This is a genomic window from Streptomyces sp. NPDC093089, assembly GCF_044754405.1.
In the GTDB taxonomy this organism is placed as follows: Bacteria; Actinomycetota; Actinomycetes; order Streptomycetales; family Streptomycetaceae; genus Streptomyces.
Window position 1 is genome coordinate 329,111 of the sequence record NZ_JBIVPA010000001.1, and the last position, 15,578, is coordinate 344,688.

Genomic DNA, 15,578 nt, shown 5'->3' on the forward strand with positions numbered 1-15,578 from the left:
CCCCTTCGTGACTTCAGGCGGCGGGCGTGAGGCCCAACTCAAGCACACCGGTCTCCGCCCGGGCTGGACGACCGGCGCCTGTGCGACGGCGGCGACGACCGCCGCGTACACGGCCCTGCTGACCGGGGACTTCCCCGACCCGGTGACGATCACGCTGCCGAAGGGGCAGACGCCGGCGTTCGCGCTGGCCGCCGAGTCCCTGACGGCCGGTTCCGCCATGGCCGCCGTCGTGAAGGACGCCGGCGACGACCCGGACGTCACCCACGGGGCCGTGATCCGCTCGACGGTACGGCTGCTGCCGCCGGGCTCCGGAGTCGTCTTCCGGGCCGGCGAGGGCGTCGGCACCGTCACCCTGCCGGGCCTGCCCCTGGAGGTCGGGGAGCCCGCGATCAACCCCGTGCCCCGGCAGCTGATGCGCGAGCACGTCGCCGAGGTCGCGGCCCGGCACGGCGGCGCCGGAGACGTGGAGATCACCGTGTCCGTCGACAACGGCGCCGAGATCGCCCGCTCCACCTGGAACCCCCGGATCGGCATCCTCGGCGGCCTGTCGATCCTCGGCACGACCGGCGTCGTCGTCCCGTACTCCTGCTCGGCCTGGATCGACTCCATCCGCCGGGGCGTGGACGTGGCCCGCGCGGGCGGCCTGACGCACGTCGCCGGCTGCACCGGCTCCACCTCCGAGCGCACCGTGACGACGCTCTACGACCTGCCGGAGATCGCCCTCCTCGACATGGGCGACTTCGCGGGCGCCGTCCTCAAGTACATCCGCCGCCACCCCGTCGACCGGCTCACCCTGTGCGGCGGCTTCGCGAAGCTGTCCAAGCTGGCCGCCGGGCACCTCGACCTGCACTCGGCCCGCTCCCAGGTCGACAGGGCCTTCCTCGCCGACCTCGCCCGCACCGGTGGCGCGTCCGAGGCGCTCGCCGCCGAGATCGCCGCCGCCAACACCGGTCTCGCGGCCCTCCGCCTCTGCGAGGCCGCCGCCGTCCCCCTCGGCGACCTCGTCGCCGCCCGCGCCCGCGACGAGGCCCTCGCGGTCCTGCGGGGCGCCGCGGTCGCCGTCGACGTGATCTGCATCGACCGCGCGGGCACGGTCGTCGGACGCTCGTCGGTGGCGGGGCCGTAATCCGGACGACAGCGGGCGCGGCGACCGCCGAGAATCCGGGGATGACCGACTTCTCGTACAAGCCCACGCTGACCGGCGACCTCGTCGTCCTCCGTCCTCTCACCGAGGAGGACGTGCCCGCGCTGCTGCCGCTGTTCGAGGACGCGGAGGTGAGCCGGCTGACCGGCGGGCACGCGCGGTTCGACGAGGCGGCGCTGCGGAAGTGGTACGGCTCGCGGGCGGATCAGGAGGACCGGCTCGACCTGGCCGTCGTGGAGCGGGCGACGGGCCGGGTCGTCGGGGAGGCGGTGCTCAACGAGTGGGACCCGGACAACGAGAGCTGTTCGTTCCGGATCGTGCTCGTGCCGGGGGCGACGGGGCGGGGCCTCGGGACGGAGGCGACCCGGCTGATCGTCGGCCACGGCTTCGAGTCCCTCGGCCTCTACCGGATCTCCCTGGAGGTGTACGCGTTCAACCCGCGCGCCCGCCGGGTGTACGAGAAGGCCGGGTTCACGGCGGAGGGCGTCCTGCGCGGGGCGCTGCTGTGGGAGGGCGAGCGGGTGGACGCGACGGTGATGTCGGTGCTGGCGCCGGAGTGGGGGACCACTCCGGCGTGAGCGCGCCCGGGCGGCCTACGCGACCGGGTAGTCGATCTCCGCGATGTCGTCCGCGAGGGCGGCGAGGTCGACGTCCGGGTTGAGGGCCGCCACGACCTCGGCCGTCAGCGGACGCAGCGCCAGGACGTGGCGGACGGCCTCCGGGTCGACCCGGGTCTCGTAGTAGTCGGACGCCCAGGTGGCGTAGGCCTCGGCCGAGCGGTCCACGAGCAGGTGGAGGAGGCCCTCGGAGCCGTCCGGGTCCTGGTGGCCGTCCAGGTCGGGGAACTCGACCGGGCCGGTGCGCCAGGCGGTGTCCCCGGTCTCGCGCCACAGGCAGGCGGTGGTCACGTGGATCCCGTCCTCGTCGGTGAACGCGGGCTCCGTCAGGTACTCGCGGAAGGCCTCCGGGACCCCGTCGACCACGCCGGGCCAGGTCAGTCCGTCGGCGAGCTCCCCGAACGGGCTCAGCGGCGACTCGTGGGCGAAGACGCGGGCGAACGCCCCGGCGGGGGAGAGGACGATCGTGTACTCGTCGCCCTGGCCGTCCTTCATGGACGCCAGCTGCTCGGTCTCCGACCAGTGCGCGTCGAAGGAGTAGTAGCGGCTCTCCCACTCCGGGCAGAGCACGGCCTCCAGCATCGCGAGTCCTCGGCTGTGGTCGCGCAGTTCCTCGATGCCCGGCAGCGCCCGGGCGACGTCGTAGACGGTCACGGGTCCATTCAAGACCCTCGCACCGACATGCGGGCACCGGGTCCCGAACCTAGGCTCGGCAGCACGGAAACCCCCACGGAAAGGGAGGAGTCACCATGGCGAAGCGCGGCAACAAGAAGCGGGCCCGCAAGAAGAAGAAGGCGAACCACGGCAAGCGGCCCAACGCCTGAGTCGTGGCGATGACGGAGGCCGGACCCGTGTGGGGGTCCGGCCGTCGTCGTGTGCGGGGCCGTCGTGCCTGCCGTCGTCGTGTGCGGGGCCGTCGTGCCTGCCGTCGTCGTGTGCGGGGCCGTGGCGGTGCCGCCGGGCCCGTCAGCAGGTGTGGCGGTCGCGGGCCGGGTCGTACAGGTGGCTGTCGCGGAACTCGGAGGCGGCGAGGGTGCGGCCGACGAGGATGACGGCCGTCTTGGTGATGCCCGAGGCCTTCACCTGGTCCGCGATGTCCTCCAGGGTGCCGCGCAGGACGAGCTCGTCGGGGCGGCTGGCCATCGCGACGACGGCGGCGGGGCAGTCGGCGCCGTAGTGCGGGACGAGCTCGGAGACGATCCGGTCGACGTAGCGGGCACCCAGGTGGAGGACGAGCAGGGCGCCGCTGCGGCCGAGGGTGGCGAGGTCCTCACCCTCGGGCATCGGGGTGGCCTGCTGGGCGATGCGGGTGAGGATGACGGTCTGACCGACGGTCGGCACGGTCAGTTCCCGCTTGAGCGCGGCGGCGGCCGCCGCGAACGCCGGGACGCCGGGCACGACCTCGTACGGGATGTCGAGCGCGTCCAGGCGGCGCATCTGCTCGGCGACCGCGCTGAAGACGGACGGGTCGCCGGAGTGCAGCCGGGCCACGTCGTGTCCGGCCTCGTGGGCGCGGGCGATCTCGGCGACGATCCGGTCCAGGTCGAGCCGGGCGGTGTCGATCAGGGTGGCGTCCGGCGGGCACTCGGCGAGCAGCTCGGTGGGGACGAGCGAGCCGGCGTAGAGGCAGGTGCCGCACTTCGCCAGGGTCCGCGCACCGCGCACGGTGATGAGGTCGGCCGCGCCGGGGCCCGCTCCGATGAAGTAGACGGTCATGCTTCCTCTTCCTTGGTTACGGAGCCTTCGGTCACGGGGCCCTCGGCCGGGGAGCCCTTGGTCACGGACCACTGGGTGACGGGCATCGCCTGGCGCCAGCCGGTGAAGCCGCCGACGGGGACGGCGGCGGAGACCGCGAGCCGGACCAGTTCGCCGCCGTGCCGGCGGTGGCGGTCGGCGAGCAGCGCCTCGGACTCCAGGGTCACGGTGTTGGCGACGAGCCGCCCGCCGGCGGGGAGCGCGTCCCAGCAGGCGTCGAGGAGCCCGGGCGCGGTGAGGCCGCCGCCGATGAAGACGGCGTCGGGGGTGGGGAGCCCGGCGAGGGCGGCGGGAGCGGGTCCGGTGACGACCCGCAGGGCGGGGACGCCGAGCGCGTCGGCGTTGCGGGTGATGCGCGCGGCGCGTTCCGGGGACTTCTCGACGGCGAGCGCCCGGCAGGAGCGGTGGGTCCGCATCCATTCGATGCCGATGGAGCCGGAGCCACCGCCGATGTCCCAGAGGAGTTCGCCGGGGGCGGGCGCGAGGGCGGCGAGCGTGGCGGCCCGCACGTACCGCTTGGTGAGCTGTCCGTCGTGTTCGTACGCCTCGTCGGGGAGGCCGGGCGTCGCGCCGAGCCGCAGCGTGCCCGGGTCGCGCACGCAGTCCAGCGCGAGCACGTGCAGGGCGTCGGTCCGTGCGTGCGGCCAGTCGGCGGCGGTGCCGTCGAGGATCCGCTCGCGGGGGCCGCCGAGCTGTTCGAGGACCCGGATCCGGGTGCCGCCCCAGCCGGTCGCGCTGAGGTGCGCGGCGACGTCGGCGGGGGTGCCGGGGCCTTCGCCGAGGACAAGGAGCCGGCGGCCGGGGTGGAGGGCGGCGGCGAGCGCGGCGAGGGGCCTGGCCACCAGCGACACGGTCTCGACGGCTTCCAGGGCCCAGCCGAGCCGGGCGCAGGCGTACGACACGGAGGAGGGGTGCGGGTGGACGCGCAGGCGGTCGGCCCCGGCGGTCTCCGCGAGGGTGCGGGCGATGCCGTAGAAGGACGGGTCGCCGCTGGCGAGGACGGCGATCGCGCGGCCCTCGTGGGCGGCGAGCAGTCCGGGGACGGCGGGGCGGAGCGGGGTGGGCCAGGCGATCCGCTCGCCGCCGCATTCGGCGGGGTCGAGGAGGTCGAGCTGGCGGGGGCCGCCGATGAGGACCTCGGCGTCGCGCAGGACCCGGCGGGAGTTCCCGGGGAGCCCGTCCCAGCCGTCCGCGCCGATCCCGACGACCGACACCACCGATATCGCAGCGTTCACGTCGGGGACTCTACGTGAGCCCGTGCGGGGCCTTGCCGGACCCTTGCCGGACGGTCACTTCTGGGCGTTCTGTCCCACGTAGAAGAGGAGCCAGACGAAGCCGGCGAAGGCGTGGGTCGCGAAGACGTAGACGAAGACGCGGAGCATGACGCCCCGCTCCTTCCAGCGCTCGTTGTCGTAGGTCTTCTCGGTCATGGCGTCCAGGGTACGACCCGGGAACAGGTCGGGGGGTCGCGCCGTTGGACATAACAGTTTAAGATTCAACCAACAAGCCGCGAGGCACCATCCCGCGAGAGGTGAGCACGATGCAGTTCGGGATCTTCACCGTCGGCGACGTGACGACCGACCCCACCACCGGCCGTACCCCCACGGAGCACGAGCGCATCAAGGACACCGTCGCCATCGCGCTCAAGGCCGAGGAGGTCGGGCTCGACGTCTTCGCGACCGGCGAGCACCACAACCCGCCGTTCGTGCCGTCCTCCCCCACCACCCTCCTCGGGCACATCGCGGCCCGCACCGAGAACCTGATCCTGTCCACGTCCACGACGCTGATCACCACCAACGACCCGGTGAAGATCGCCGAGGACTACGCGACCCTCCAGCACCTCGCCGACGGCCGCGTCGACCTGATGATGGGCCGCGGCAACACCGGCCCGGTCTACCCGTGGTTCGGCCAGGACATCCGCCAGGGCATCCCGCTCGCCATCGAGAACTACGCGCTGCTCCACAAGCTGTGGAGGGAGGACGTGGTCGACTGGGAGGGCAAGTTCCGCACCGCCCTCCAGGGCTTCACGTCCACCCCGCGCCCGCTCGACGGCGTCCCGCCGTTCGTCTGGCACGGCTCCATCCGCTCCCCCGAGATAGCCGAGCAGGCCGCGTACTACGGCGACGGGTTCTTCGCGAACCACATCTTCTGGCCCAAGCAGCACACCGAGAAGATGGTCCGCCTCTACCGGCAGCGGTACGCGCACTACGGCCACGGCACCCCCGAGCAGGCGATCGTCGGCCTCGGCGGCCAGGTCTTCCTGCGCAAGAACTCGCAGGACGCGGTACGGGAGTTCCGCCCGTACTTCGACAACGCGCCGGTCTACGGCCACGGCCCGTCCCTGGAGGAGTTCTCCCGGGAGACCCCGCTGACCGTCGGCTCGCCGCAGGAGGTCATCGAGCGCACCCTCTCCTTCCGCGACTACGTGGGCGACTACCAGCGCCAGCTGTTCCTGGTCGACCACGCCGGGCTGCCCCTCAAGACCGTCCTGGAGCAGCTCGACCTCCTCGGCGAGGAGGTCGTCCCGGTGCTGCGCAAGGAGTTCGCGAACCTGCGCCCGGCCGGAGTGCCGGAGACCGCCCCGCTCCACCCCGCCGTCACCCGCACCACCGAGGAGGTCTGACACCGTGCAGACGTTGAAGCTGGTCGCCGTGTCCGCCGGACTCAGCGCGCCCTCCTCCACCCGACTGCTCGCCGACCGGCTGCTCCAGGCCGCCCGCCACCGGCTCGCCGAGCAGGAGTACGCCGTCGACGTCCAGGTCGTCGAACTGCGCGACCTGGCCGTCGACATCGCGAAGAACTTCGTCACCGGCTTCCCCTCGGAGAATCTCCAGGAGGCGATCGACACCGTGACCGGCGCGGACGGCGTCATCGCGGTGACCCCCGTCTTCACGGCCTCGTACAGCGGTCTGTTCAAGTCGTTCTTCGACCTGATCGACCCGACGGCGCTGACCGGCACCCCGGTGCTCGTCGGGGCGACCGGCGGCACCGCCCGCCACTCGCTGGTCCTGGACCACGCGCTGCGGCCGCTCTTCGCCTACCTGCGCGCCCTGACCGTCCCGACCGCCGTGTACGCGGCGTCGGAGGACTGGGGCTCGGGCGGTGACGAGTACACGGACGGGCTGCCGTCCCGGATCACCCGGGCGGGCCGCGAACTGGCCGAGGCGGTCGCGGCGCGGCCGTCCCGGACGGTCGACGAGGACGAGGTCGTCCCCTTCGAACGCCAGCTGGCGGATCTGCGCCTGGACTGATCCGGCCCGGCGGCCGGACAGCCGCCGGAAGGACCCCGCCTCCCCCGCGCGGCGGAGGAGGAACGGCCCCGCGGCCGACGCCCGAGCCGCGGGGGCGGCGGGACGCTGGACGCATGACGAAGCAGAAGGCACTTCCCGACGTCCCCCGCTGGGCCGTACTCGCCGCGCACGCCGTCCCCCTGATCGTCCTGCCGTCCGGGCTGTGGCGCCTGGCGCTGGTCGCCGGGCTGCCCGTGACACAGGACGCGGAGCTCGGCACGATGGGCCTGGGCGAGTCCGTGTACGTGGTCTCGCTCAGCGTCGTGTCCGAACTCCTCGCCTTCCTCACCCTGGGGCTCGTCCGCTCCTGGGGCGAGGTCTTCCCCCGGTGGATGCCGTTCCTCGGAGGACGCCGGGTGAACGCGACCGCCGCGACGACGGCGGCCTTCGCCGGCGTCGCGGGGCTGTGCGCGCTCGCCGGCTGGGGCGCATACGCCTCCTACGCGGACCTCGGCCCGGGCATCCCGGCCACACCGGCCCAGGACGCCCTGCTGATCACCTGCTACACGCCGCTCCTGGCCTGGCCCGTGCTGCTGGCCGCCGTGGCCGTCGCGTACCACCGCAGGCGCCGGGGCGCCGGACGCCGCCAGTACGGCGCGGGGCGGCCCTGTGCGCCCTCGTGCGTGTAGGGCATGCAGAGGCGGACGAGTGCGCCTGACCGGCGGGCCGGGCACCCCCTGGACGCCCCGTCCGGCCGCTCCGCACGCCGTGCGCCGGGCCGCCGCCCGACGCATGATGCCCTCATGGACATCAAGCTGGAACTGATCGGCGTGCCCGTCACCGACATCGACCGGGCCAAGGCGTTCTACGAGCGGGTCGGGTTCCACACCGACCACGACATCCCGGTGGGCGAGGACGTCCGCTTCGTGCAGATGACCCCGCCGGGCTCGGCCTGCTCGATCGCCTTCGGCAAGGGCATCACGGAGATGGCCCCGGGCTCCCTCGACAACATGCAGGTCGTCGTCGCGGACATCGAGGAGGCCCACGCGGACCTCACCGCCCGCGGCGTCGAGGTCGGCGCCATCGACGACCAGCCGTGGGGCTCGTTCGTCTACTTCGCCGACCCGGACGGCAACCGCTGGGCGGTCCAGCAGACCACCCCGCGGGCCAAGTGACCCCGCCCCGCCTGCGGTTGCAGAGCCGCATCGCGGCCCCGCCCTACCTGCGGTTGTAGAGCCGCATCGTCACCGCGCCGAAGACGACCACGAACAGCGCCGACCAGCCCAGCGTCCAGGCGATGTCGGCGCCCGGCCACTCGCCCGCCATCAGCTCCCGCACCGACGTGGCCAGATGGGTCACCGGGCTGTTGTTCACGAAGGCCTGGAGCCAGCCCGGCATCGTGCGCGGATCGACGAAGACGTTGGACAGGAACGTCAGCGGGAAGATCACCATCATCGAGACGCCCATGACGGACTTCTCGCTGCGCAGCAGCAGCCCGAACATGGTCCAGATCCACGAGAACGCGAACGAGAACACCAGCAGCAGCACGACCCCGAGCGCCACGCCGACGAACCCGCCGTCCGGCCGGTAGCCGATGAGCATGCCGACCGTCAGCATCACGGCCGAGGCGATCAGATAGCGCACCACGTCGCCGAGGAGGTAGCCGACCATCGGCGCGGGCCGCCAGATCGGCAGCGTGCGGAAGCGGTCGAAGACGCCCTTCTCGATGTCGGTGTTGACGGAGATCCCGGTGTACATCGTGATCATCACGACGCTCATCACGAGGATGCCGGGCAGCAGGAACTGGATGTACGAGGAGACCGAGCCGGCCAGCGCGCCCCCGAAGAGGTACGTGTACATCAGCACCATCATGATCGGGAACGCCGTCACGTCGAACAGCTGCTCCGGCACGTGCTTGATCTTGAGCATGGCCCGCCAGCCGAAGGTCATCGAGGCGGCGAGGGCGCTCGGGCGCGGCGGGCGGGAGCGCCCCACGAGCAGGGCGGCGAGCTCGTCGGCCCGGGGGGCGACGAAGTCCGCGGTGTCGGCGGCCCGTTTGTCCTTGCCGGTGGTGACGGTGGTCATGCCGTCGTTCCCTTCCTGTCCGTCAGCGCCAGGAACACCTCGTCGAGGCTGGGTTGTCCGAGCGCGAAGTCGTCGACGGTGATCCCGGCCCGCGCCAGCTCCGCGAGCGCCCGCGCGGCCTGCTCGGCGGCGCCGAGGTCGGTGCCGTGGCCGTCGACGGTGGCGGTGAGCGCGACCGGGTCGGGGTCGAGCTGGACGCCGGCCCCCAGGGCCTCCGCGAGGACCCGCTCGGCCGCCGGCCGCTGCCCGGGGTCCCGGAGCCGCACGTGCACCGACCCGGAACCGACGGACGCCTTCAGCTCGCCCTTGGTGCCCTCCGCGATCACCTTCCCGTGGTCGATGACGGCGATGCGGGAGGCCAGCCGGTCCGCCTCGTCCAGGTACTGGGTGGTGAGCATGACGGTGGTGCCCTGGGCGACCACCGCGCGGACGATGTCCCAGACCTGGTTGCGGCTGCGCGGATCGAGTCCGGTCGTCGGCTCGTCGAGGAAGAGCAGGTCGGGGGTGTTGAGGATGGACGCGGCGATGTCGATGCGCCGCCGCATGCCGCCCGAGTAGTGCTTGACCTGCCGGTCGGCGGCCTCCTCCAGGCCGAAGGCGGTGAGCAGCTGTGCGGAGCGCTCGCGGGCGGCGGGGCGGGTGTGGCCGAGGAGCCGGCCGAGGAGGACGAGGTTCTCGGTGCCGGTCAGGTCCTCGTCGACGGAGGCGTACTGCCCGGTGAGGCTGACCCGGCCGCGCACGGCGTCGGCGTCCTCGACGACGTCCTTGCCGAAGACCCTGGCCCGGCCCCCGTCGGGGCGGAGCAGGGTCGCGAGCATCTTCACCGCGGTGGTCTTGCCGGCGCCGTTGGGTCCGAGGACCCCGTAGACGGTTCCGGCGGGGACCCGCAGGTCGACGCCGTCGACGGCGCGGTTCGTGCCGAAGACCTTGACCAGGCCCTCGGTCTCGATGGCGAGGTCGGTCATCCCGTCTCCTCCCTCAGGCCGCTCTTCCCAGTCTCCGTCGGCCCGCGCGGTCCCGCCAGGCGGGCCGGGCCGCGGCGGGGCGGGCGCGACGGGGGCGGAAACGACGGGGGCGGGCGCGGCGGGGCGCCGGGCCCGCGGGTCCGGCGCCCCGGGGCGGGAGCGGGGTCAGTACGGCGCGGGGCGGCCCTGGGCGTCCTCGTGCGTGTAGTAGATGTAGTAGGCACCGAGCGCGTTGACCGCGCCGAAGGCGAGGCCGAGGCCGCTGGAGGACAGGATGCTGGCGTCGGACAGGCTGAAGAGGAACCCGACCGCGATGCCGGACAGGCTGCCCCAGGCGGCCGCGTGCAGTTCGCGGGGGAGGCGGCGGCCGTGCCGGTGGAGCGTGCGGATCCCCACCGCGAGGACGATCGCGGAGATCAGGCCGAGCCACAGCTGTCCGAGCGTGGTCGGGCCTCCCTGACGGGCGATGGTGGCCGCGTAGAGGCCGTAGAGGATGCCGACGGCGACCGGGCCCGCCCAGCCGTGGGTGGTGATCCGGCGCCCGGCGGGCGCCGCTGCGTGTGCGGCCATGGCAGGAGCTCCTTCGTCTCTCGCCCCCCTGGTTCCCGCACCCTCCAGGGCACACCCCCGCCCGGCGCCCCGCAAGTGGATCAGCCGGCGGGCCGCACGGCGACCGCGTCGACCTCGAAGAGCATGCCCGGCAGGGCCAGTGCCGCGACCCCGCTGAGGGTCTGCGCGGGCAGCCGGTCGCCGAAGCGCGCGTGCAGTTCCTTGCCGAGGACCTCCAGCTTGGCGAGGTCGTGGTCGACGACGTACGAGCCGAGGCGGACGACGTCCGCGAACCCGAGGCCGACGCCTTCCAGGGCCTGCCGCAGCCGCTCGAACGACAGCTCCACCTGGGCGGCGAAGTCGCCGGGGACGGGCGCGCCGGTCGCGTCGGAGGCGTACTGGCCGCCGATGAAGACGAGTTCGCCCGGCGCGGAGACGGCGTGGCTGTAGCCGAAGGGGGTGGGGTCGTGGAGGGTCGCGGGGTTGGTGACGACCCGGTGATCGGTCGGGGCGGTGGTCGCGGCAGCGGTCGTCCGGTCGGTCATGGGTGATCGTTCCTTCCGAGGAGGGCGGCCGCCTCACGGGCGGCCGGAGGGGTGTCCGCGAACTGGATGCGCGGGGTCCGGAATGGGGTGCGCCGGTCGGGTCAGGCGTCCGCGAACCACTGCCGGATCCGTTCGGGTGCCGCCGGCGCCTGGAGTTCGGCCCGTTCCCGCACGTCGTCCAGGGTCTGGGAGACGAGCTCGCGTCGCCAGGCCAGTTCGGCCCGACCCATGGCGCCCGCGATGGCGCACTCGGCGGCGTACGAGCCGGACGGTCCCGCACCGGGGCCCTGCTGCCGGATCTCGGTGCAGCGGAAGGCCTCGTCGGGGCCCTCGACGGCGGTGACGACGTCCATGAGCGTGATCCGGTCCAGGCCGCGCGCCAGCCGGAAGCCGCCCTTGGGGCCGGAGACGGAGGTGACGATGCCGGCCCGGGCGAGCGCCTGGAGCTGCTTGTTGAGATAGGCGGCGGGCAGTTCGTGGTACGCCGCGAGGCGTGCGGCCGGGACCGCGCGTTCGGGCCCGATCCAGGCCAGGTTCAGGCAGCTGTGCAGGGCCCATTCCACGCCCTCACTCATCTTCATAATCTGGACTTTACATATCCAGAATAGGAAGGGCAAGGAGGGGATGAGACGCCTGTCACACGCTCGTGACACGACGACGAAGGCTCCGTCGCACAAGATCCGTAACTTTGTTCACGCAGCCCGCCGAACCTCCAACGGCCCCACCCGAACGAGCAGACGGCATGCGGCTCTCCTCTTCCACACCTGTCGTCCAGGAGTCGTCATGCGCACCGCCCTCCGCACCGCCATCACCACCGCCGCCCTCGCCGGTGCCGTCCTCGCCCCGGCCGCAGGCGCCTTCGCCGCGACGCCCGCCCCGACCGGGACCCCGACCACCGGCCCGGCGGTCACCTCGACCCTGACGCCGGTGGCGCCCACCGCCACCACGGCCCCCGCCACCGGAACCCCGAAGGCCGACGGCCCGGGCACGGGCACGGGCACGGGCACGGGCACGGACAAGGGCACCCGCCCGGCCACCGGGACGGGGACCGGTGCCAGCACCGGCTCGACGGAAGGCTCCACCGGCGGTACGCAGGACGGGCAGCTCGGCGAGCAGGGCCCGGAGGGGACGGCGGGCACCAGCCTCGGCCGCCGCCCGCTCGCCGACGGCGGCTACGCCGAGCTCTACCGCAAGAGCGGCGGCGCCTACCTCGCCGACCTCCACTCCCCCCAGGGCAAGCTCACCGGCCGCCTGAAGGCGGACGGCAGCGGCGCGGGCGACCAGTTCGGCTCCGTCTTCGTCGTCCTGGAGGCCGACGGCACCGTCAAGTCCTGGAACAACCCGCTGGCGGGCGGCGACTTCCACGACGTCCGCAAGGGCTGCACGGTGACCCGGTACGCCGCCTCGCCCTTCCAGGAGGTCGAGCTGGCCCTGTCGAACAGCCCCGAGGGCCCGGTCGCCGAGCTCATCCAGGACGGCAAGGTCATCGCGGTCCTCGACCGCGGCCACGACACGGCCCTCTACGGCGGCGCCCGCATCAAGGGTCTGCTCGACCCGGCCCCGGCGGTGCCGATGCTCCAGATGCGCGTGCACGGCGGCCCGATCCCGTGGGACGGCGTGGCCTTCCCGGCGGTCCCGAAGGACTGCGCCACCCCCTCGGACACGACCCCGAGCACCGGCACCGGCACCCACCAGGGCGCCACCGCCGCGCCCGCCGCGCAGCACGCGACCCAGACCGGCACCGGAGCCGCCGTCGTCGCGCAGACCTCCGTCGTCCCCAAGGGCGCGGTCGCCGCCGGCCCGGAGCCGGTCGCCGCCGACCGCTCCCTGGCCTTCGCGGGCGGCGCGGCCCTGGCGGGAGCAGGCGCGGCCGGTGTCGCCCTGGCCCTGTTCCGCCGTCGCGGAGCCGCCGCCGCCTGACCCTCGCACGGCCCACCCCTCACCAGGGGCCCGGTGCCCCGCCCCGGGCGGGGCACCGGTCGTTCAGCCGCGCTCCGCCGCGAGCTCCGCCAGTCGCGCCAGCGCCCCGTCGAGGACCGCTCGGGGCGGCGAGGCGAGGCCGACGCGGACGGCGTCCGGTGCCGTGCCGGGGCCGACCGCGAAGGCGCTGCCCGGGGTGACGGCCACGCCCGCGCGGTCCGCCGCGGCGGCCGTGAAGGTCTCGGCCCGCCAGGACGAGGGCAGTTCCCACCAGCAGTAGTACGCGTGCGGGGAGGTGCGGAGGGCGAACCCGTCGAGCCGGCGCAGGACCAGGGCGTGCCGGGCCCCCGTCTCGGCCCGCTTCGCCGCGACGGCCTCGGCGACCGTGCCGTCCCCGGCCCAGCGGGTGGCGGCCGCGAGGGCCAGACCGCCCGCCGTCCAGGCGCCGGAGCGCAGGGCGTCGGCGACGGCGGCCCGCAGCCGCCCGGGCACCACGAGGTAGCCGACGGTCAGGCCCGGGGCGAGCCGCTTGGAGAGGCTGTCCACCAGCAGCACCCGCTCGGGCGCGTGGGCCGCGAGCGGCGCGGGCGCGTCGGGCACGAGGAAGGCCCAGGTGGTGTCCTCGACGGCCGTCAGGTCCAGGCTCCGCAGCAGTTCGGCGAGTTCGGCCCGCCGCCCCTCGCCGGCGGTCGCGGACAGCGGGTTCTGCAGGGTCGGCTGGAGGTAGACGGCGGCGAGCGGCGCCGCCCGGTGGGCCGCCGCGAGCGCCCCGGGCCGCACGCCCTCCTCGTCCAGGGCGAGCGGCACGAGCCGGATGCCGAGCCGCTCGGCGACCGCCTTGACCAGGGGGTACGTGAGCGCCTCCACGCCCAGCCGGCCGCCGGGCGGGACGAGCGCGGAGAGCGCGGCGGCGATGGCCTGCCGGCCGTTCCCGGCGAAGAGGACCCGCTCGGGGTCCGGCGCCCAGCCGGGCCGGGCCAGTACGGCGGCCGCCGCCTCCCTGGCCTCCGGGGTGCCGGTCGCGGCGGCCGGACCCGAGACGGCCTGCGCGAGCACGTCGGGCCGGGCCAGCGCGGCGAGCGCGCGGGCCATCAGCTCCGACTGGCCTTCCGCGACGGGGTAGTTGAGCTGGAGGTCGACGGGCGCCGCGCCGGTCGCCTCGGCGAGCGCGGGACCGGGCAGCGGCGGCGCGGAGCGGACGAAGGTGCCGCGCCCGACCTCTCCGACGACCAGGCCCCGGCGCGCGAGCTCCCCGTACACGCGGATCGCCGTCGAGTTCGCGATGCCGTGGCGGCGGGCGAACACCCGCTGCGGCGGCAGTCGGTCGCCGGGCCGCAGCCGGCCCTCCCGTACGGCCGCCTCGACCCGGTCCGCGATCCGCCGGTACTCCTCCACCCGGAACCCCCTCACCGGACGCCGGGGTCCCGCGCCCCGACCCATTGCACCGAGAGCAAAGATCTTATTGCACCGAGTCCGTGGGGCTGCCTAGCCTGCGGACATGCCCGTCGCCGAAACCCTCGCCACCCGCGTCTTCTACGAGGACCGGGGCACCGGCCCCGCCCTCCTCCTCGTCCACGGCCACCCCTTCGACCACACCATGTGGCAGCCCCAGATCGACCGCTTCTCCCGCACCCACCGCGTGATCGCCCCCGACCTGCGCGGCTACGGCGACACCCCGCTCGGCGCCATGACCGAATCCACCGACCTCGGCGAGTTCGCCGAGGACCTCGTCGAACTCCTCGACGAACTGGGCGTCGAGCAGTGCGTCCTCGCCGGCCTGTCCATGGGCGGCCAGATCGCCATGGAGCTCTACCGCCGCCACCCCCGACGCGTCCGCGGCCTCGTCCTCGCCGACACCTTCCCCGCCGCCGAGACCGAGGAGGGCAAGCGGATCAGGAACGCCATGGCCGACCGCCTCCTGCGGGACGGCATGCGCGGCTACGCCGACGAGGTCCTCGACCGGATGGTCGCCCCGTACAACACGCACGCCGCACCCCACGTCCACCGCATGATGTGCGCCACCGACCCGGTCGCCGCGGCCGCCGCGCTCCGCGGCCGGGCCGAACGCCCCGACTACCGGGAGACCCTCGCCGCCGCGACCGTCCCCGCGCTCGTCGTCGTCGGCCGGGACGACACGTACACCCCCGTCGCGGACGCCGAGGACCTGCACGCCCTGCTGCCCGACTCCACCCTCGTCGTCGTCGAACGGGCCGCCCACCTGCCCAACCTCGAACGGCCCGAGGAGTTCGACGCGGCGCTCGACGCCTTCCTCCGCTCACTCCTTCGGCCCAGCTGAAAGTTCGCGATCGTACGAACGCTCGCACGATGGGGCCATGAGCCAGAACACCGCACCCCGCAAACAGAGCACCTCCGGCGCCTGGGCGTCCGGAGGCACCCTCTTCGCCGGCGTCCTCATGCTGGTCACCGGCTTCATGGACGTCTTCCAGGGCATCGCAGGCATCGCCGAGGACGACGTCTACACCCGCGTCGGCGACTACGTCTTCAAGTTCGACCTCACCACCTGGGGATGGATCCACCTCATCCTCGGCATCATCATCGCCATCACCGGCCTCGGGATCCTGAAGGGCGCCGAGTGGGGCCGGATCGCCGGCATCTCCCTCGCCTCGCTCAACATCCTCTTCCAGTTCCTCTTCCTCCCCTACCAGCCCTGGTGGGCGCTCTTCTCCATGGCCGTCTCGATCTTCGTGATCTGGGCCCTGGCCACGGACGACGCGTACGGCACCGAAGAGACGTTCTGAGGCCGCGCC

The 15,578-nt window shown here is 73.8% G+C and carries 20 protein-coding genes; 10 read left to right on the forward strand and 10 right to left on the reverse strand.

Annotated elements, in window-relative coordinates:
- Nucleotides 1-7 precede the first annotated feature (7 nt).
- On the forward strand, nucleotides 8-1,126 hold the full coding sequence (locus tag ACIQFX_RS01585) for a cobalt-precorrin-5B (C(1))-methyltransferase (protein WP_402457651.1): 1,119 nt from the start codon (nucleotides 8-10) through the stop codon (nucleotides 1,124-1,126).
- Nucleotides 1,127-1,167: 41 nt separating this feature from the next.
- Complete coding sequence (locus ACIQFX_RS01590) at nucleotides 1,168-1,722, forward strand: GNAT family N-acetyltransferase (protein ID WP_402457655.1); 555 nt, start codon at nucleotides 1,168-1,170, stop codon at nucleotides 1,720-1,722.
- 15 nt (nucleotides 1,723-1,737) lie between these two features.
- Here ACIQFX_RS01590 and ACIQFX_RS01595 read toward each other — a convergent pair whose 3' ends face one another.
- Nucleotides 1,738-2,415, reverse strand: coding sequence for a hypothetical protein (locus ACIQFX_RS01595; RefSeq protein WP_402457657.1), 678 nt, complete (start codon nucleotides 2,413-2,415; stop codon nucleotides 1,738-1,740).
- Nucleotides 2,416-2,510: 95 nt separating this feature from the next.
- Between ACIQFX_RS01595 and ACIQFX_RS01600 the strand changes: the two genes are divergently transcribed.
- Nucleotides 2,511-2,585: a 50S ribosomal protein bL37 gene (locus tag ACIQFX_RS01600; RefSeq protein ID WP_099895366.1), complete on the forward strand. Its 75-nt coding sequence runs from the start codon at nucleotides 2,511-2,513 to the stop codon at nucleotides 2,583-2,585.
- 142 nt (nucleotides 2,586-2,727) lie between these two features.
- Here ACIQFX_RS01600 and cobM read toward each other — a convergent pair whose 3' ends face one another.
- From cobM to ACIQFX_RS01615, 3 genes are read right to left on the reverse strand one after another with little or no spacing between them, the layout of a single operon-like run.
- A complete protein-coding gene (cobM, locus tag ACIQFX_RS01605) occupies nucleotides 2,728-3,477 on the reverse strand; it encodes a precorrin-4 C(11)-methyltransferase (protein ID WP_402457660.1) in 750 nt (249 codons plus the stop codon).
- Nucleotides 3,474-4,751 (reverse strand): precorrin-6y C5,15-methyltransferase (decarboxylating) subunit CbiE, encoded by a 1,278-nt coding sequence (gene cbiE, locus ACIQFX_RS01610; protein WP_402457663.1) that lies wholly within the window; start codon nucleotides 4,749-4,751, stop codon nucleotides 3,474-3,476. Before cbiE ends, cobM begins: the two co-directional genes overlap by 4 nt.
- Before the next feature lie 54 nt (nucleotides 4,752-4,805).
- The gene (locus ACIQFX_RS01615; RefSeq protein WP_367823530.1) at nucleotides 4,806-4,946 is read right to left on the reverse strand and encodes a DUF6126 family protein; all 141 of its coding nucleotides are present in this window, start codon (nucleotides 4,944-4,946) and stop codon (nucleotides 4,806-4,808) included.
- A gap of 110 nt (nucleotides 4,947-5,056) precedes the next feature.
- On the opposite strand from ACIQFX_RS01615, the gene ACIQFX_RS01620 reads away from it, so the two are divergent.
- The 4 genes from ACIQFX_RS01620 (at nucleotide 5,057) to ACIQFX_RS01635 (ending at nucleotide 7,921) form a co-directional block, all read left to right on the forward strand.
- A complete protein-coding gene (locus ACIQFX_RS01620) occupies nucleotides 5,057-6,139 on the forward strand; it encodes an LLM class flavin-dependent oxidoreductase (RefSeq protein WP_402457667.1) in 1,083 nt (360 codons plus the stop codon).
- A gap of 4 nt (nucleotides 6,140-6,143) precedes the next feature.
- On the forward strand, nucleotides 6,144-6,767 hold the full coding sequence (locus tag ACIQFX_RS01625; protein ID WP_402457670.1) for an FMN reductase: 624 nt from the start codon (nucleotides 6,144-6,146) through the stop codon (nucleotides 6,765-6,767).
- A gap of 113 nt (nucleotides 6,768-6,880) precedes the next feature.
- Entirely contained in the window at nucleotides 6,881-7,435 is a 555-nt protein-coding gene (locus tag ACIQFX_RS01630; RefSeq protein ID WP_402457673.1) for a hypothetical protein, read from the forward strand.
- Nucleotides 7,436-7,549: 114 nt separating this feature from the next.
- Nucleotides 7,550-7,921, forward strand: a complete 372-nt coding sequence (locus tag ACIQFX_RS01635; protein ID WP_402457675.1) for a VOC family protein — start codon at nucleotides 7,550-7,552, stop codon at nucleotides 7,919-7,921.
- Nucleotides 7,922-7,964: 43 nt separating this feature from the next.
- On the opposite strand, the gene ACIQFX_RS01640 is transcribed toward ACIQFX_RS01635, so the two are convergent.
- From ACIQFX_RS01640 to ACIQFX_RS01660, 5 genes are all read right to left on the reverse strand, one after another.
- Nucleotides 7,965-8,831, reverse strand: coding sequence for an ABC transporter permease (locus tag ACIQFX_RS01640; protein WP_402457680.1), 867 nt, complete (start codon nucleotides 8,829-8,831; stop codon nucleotides 7,965-7,967).
- Nucleotides 8,828-9,796: an ATP-binding cassette domain-containing protein gene (locus ACIQFX_RS01645; protein ID WP_402457683.1), complete on the reverse strand. Its 969-nt coding sequence runs from the start codon at nucleotides 9,794-9,796 to the stop codon at nucleotides 8,828-8,830. The genes ACIQFX_RS01640 and ACIQFX_RS01645 overlap by 4 nt, the downstream gene beginning before the upstream one ends.
- 165 nt (nucleotides 9,797-9,961) lie before the next feature.
- Nucleotides 9,962-10,366, reverse strand: coding sequence for a hypothetical protein (locus ACIQFX_RS01650; RefSeq protein WP_402457686.1), 405 nt, complete (start codon nucleotides 10,364-10,366; stop codon nucleotides 9,962-9,964).
- Nucleotides 10,367-10,446: 80 nt separating this feature from the next.
- Nucleotides 10,447-10,890: a RidA family protein gene (locus tag ACIQFX_RS01655; protein ID WP_402457689.1), complete on the reverse strand. Its 444-nt coding sequence runs from the start codon at nucleotides 10,888-10,890 to the stop codon at nucleotides 10,447-10,449.
- 101 nt (nucleotides 10,891-10,991) lie between these two features.
- A complete protein-coding gene (locus tag ACIQFX_RS01660; protein ID WP_402458545.1) occupies nucleotides 10,992-11,465 on the reverse strand; it encodes an RrF2 family transcriptional regulator in 474 nt (157 codons plus the stop codon).
- Nucleotides 11,466-11,673: 208 nt separating this feature from the next.
- On the opposite strand from ACIQFX_RS01660, the gene ACIQFX_RS01665 reads away from it, so the two are divergent.
- Nucleotides 11,674-12,810 (forward strand): hypothetical protein, encoded by a 1,137-nt coding sequence (locus ACIQFX_RS01665; protein WP_402457691.1) that lies wholly within the window; start codon nucleotides 11,674-11,676, stop codon nucleotides 12,808-12,810.
- 63 nt (nucleotides 12,811-12,873) lie between these two features.
- On the opposite strand, the gene ACIQFX_RS01670 is transcribed toward ACIQFX_RS01665, so the two are convergent.
- The gene (locus tag ACIQFX_RS01670) at nucleotides 12,874-14,205 is read right to left on the reverse strand and encodes a PLP-dependent aminotransferase family protein (RefSeq protein ID WP_402457694.1); all 1,332 of its coding nucleotides are present in this window, start codon (nucleotides 14,203-14,205) and stop codon (nucleotides 12,874-12,876) included.
- Between the two features lie 103 nt (nucleotides 14,206-14,308).
- Between ACIQFX_RS01670 and ACIQFX_RS01675 the strand changes: the two genes are divergently transcribed.
- Nucleotides 14,309-15,106: an alpha/beta fold hydrolase gene (locus ACIQFX_RS01675; RefSeq protein WP_402457697.1), complete on the forward strand. Its 798-nt coding sequence runs from the start codon at nucleotides 14,309-14,311 to the stop codon at nucleotides 15,104-15,106.
- 37 nt (nucleotides 15,107-15,143) lie between these two features.
- Complete coding sequence (locus ACIQFX_RS01680) at nucleotides 15,144-15,569, forward strand: hypothetical protein (protein ID WP_402457700.1); 426 nt, start codon at nucleotides 15,144-15,146, stop codon at nucleotides 15,567-15,569.
- Nucleotides 15,570-15,578: the final 9 nt, after the last annotated feature.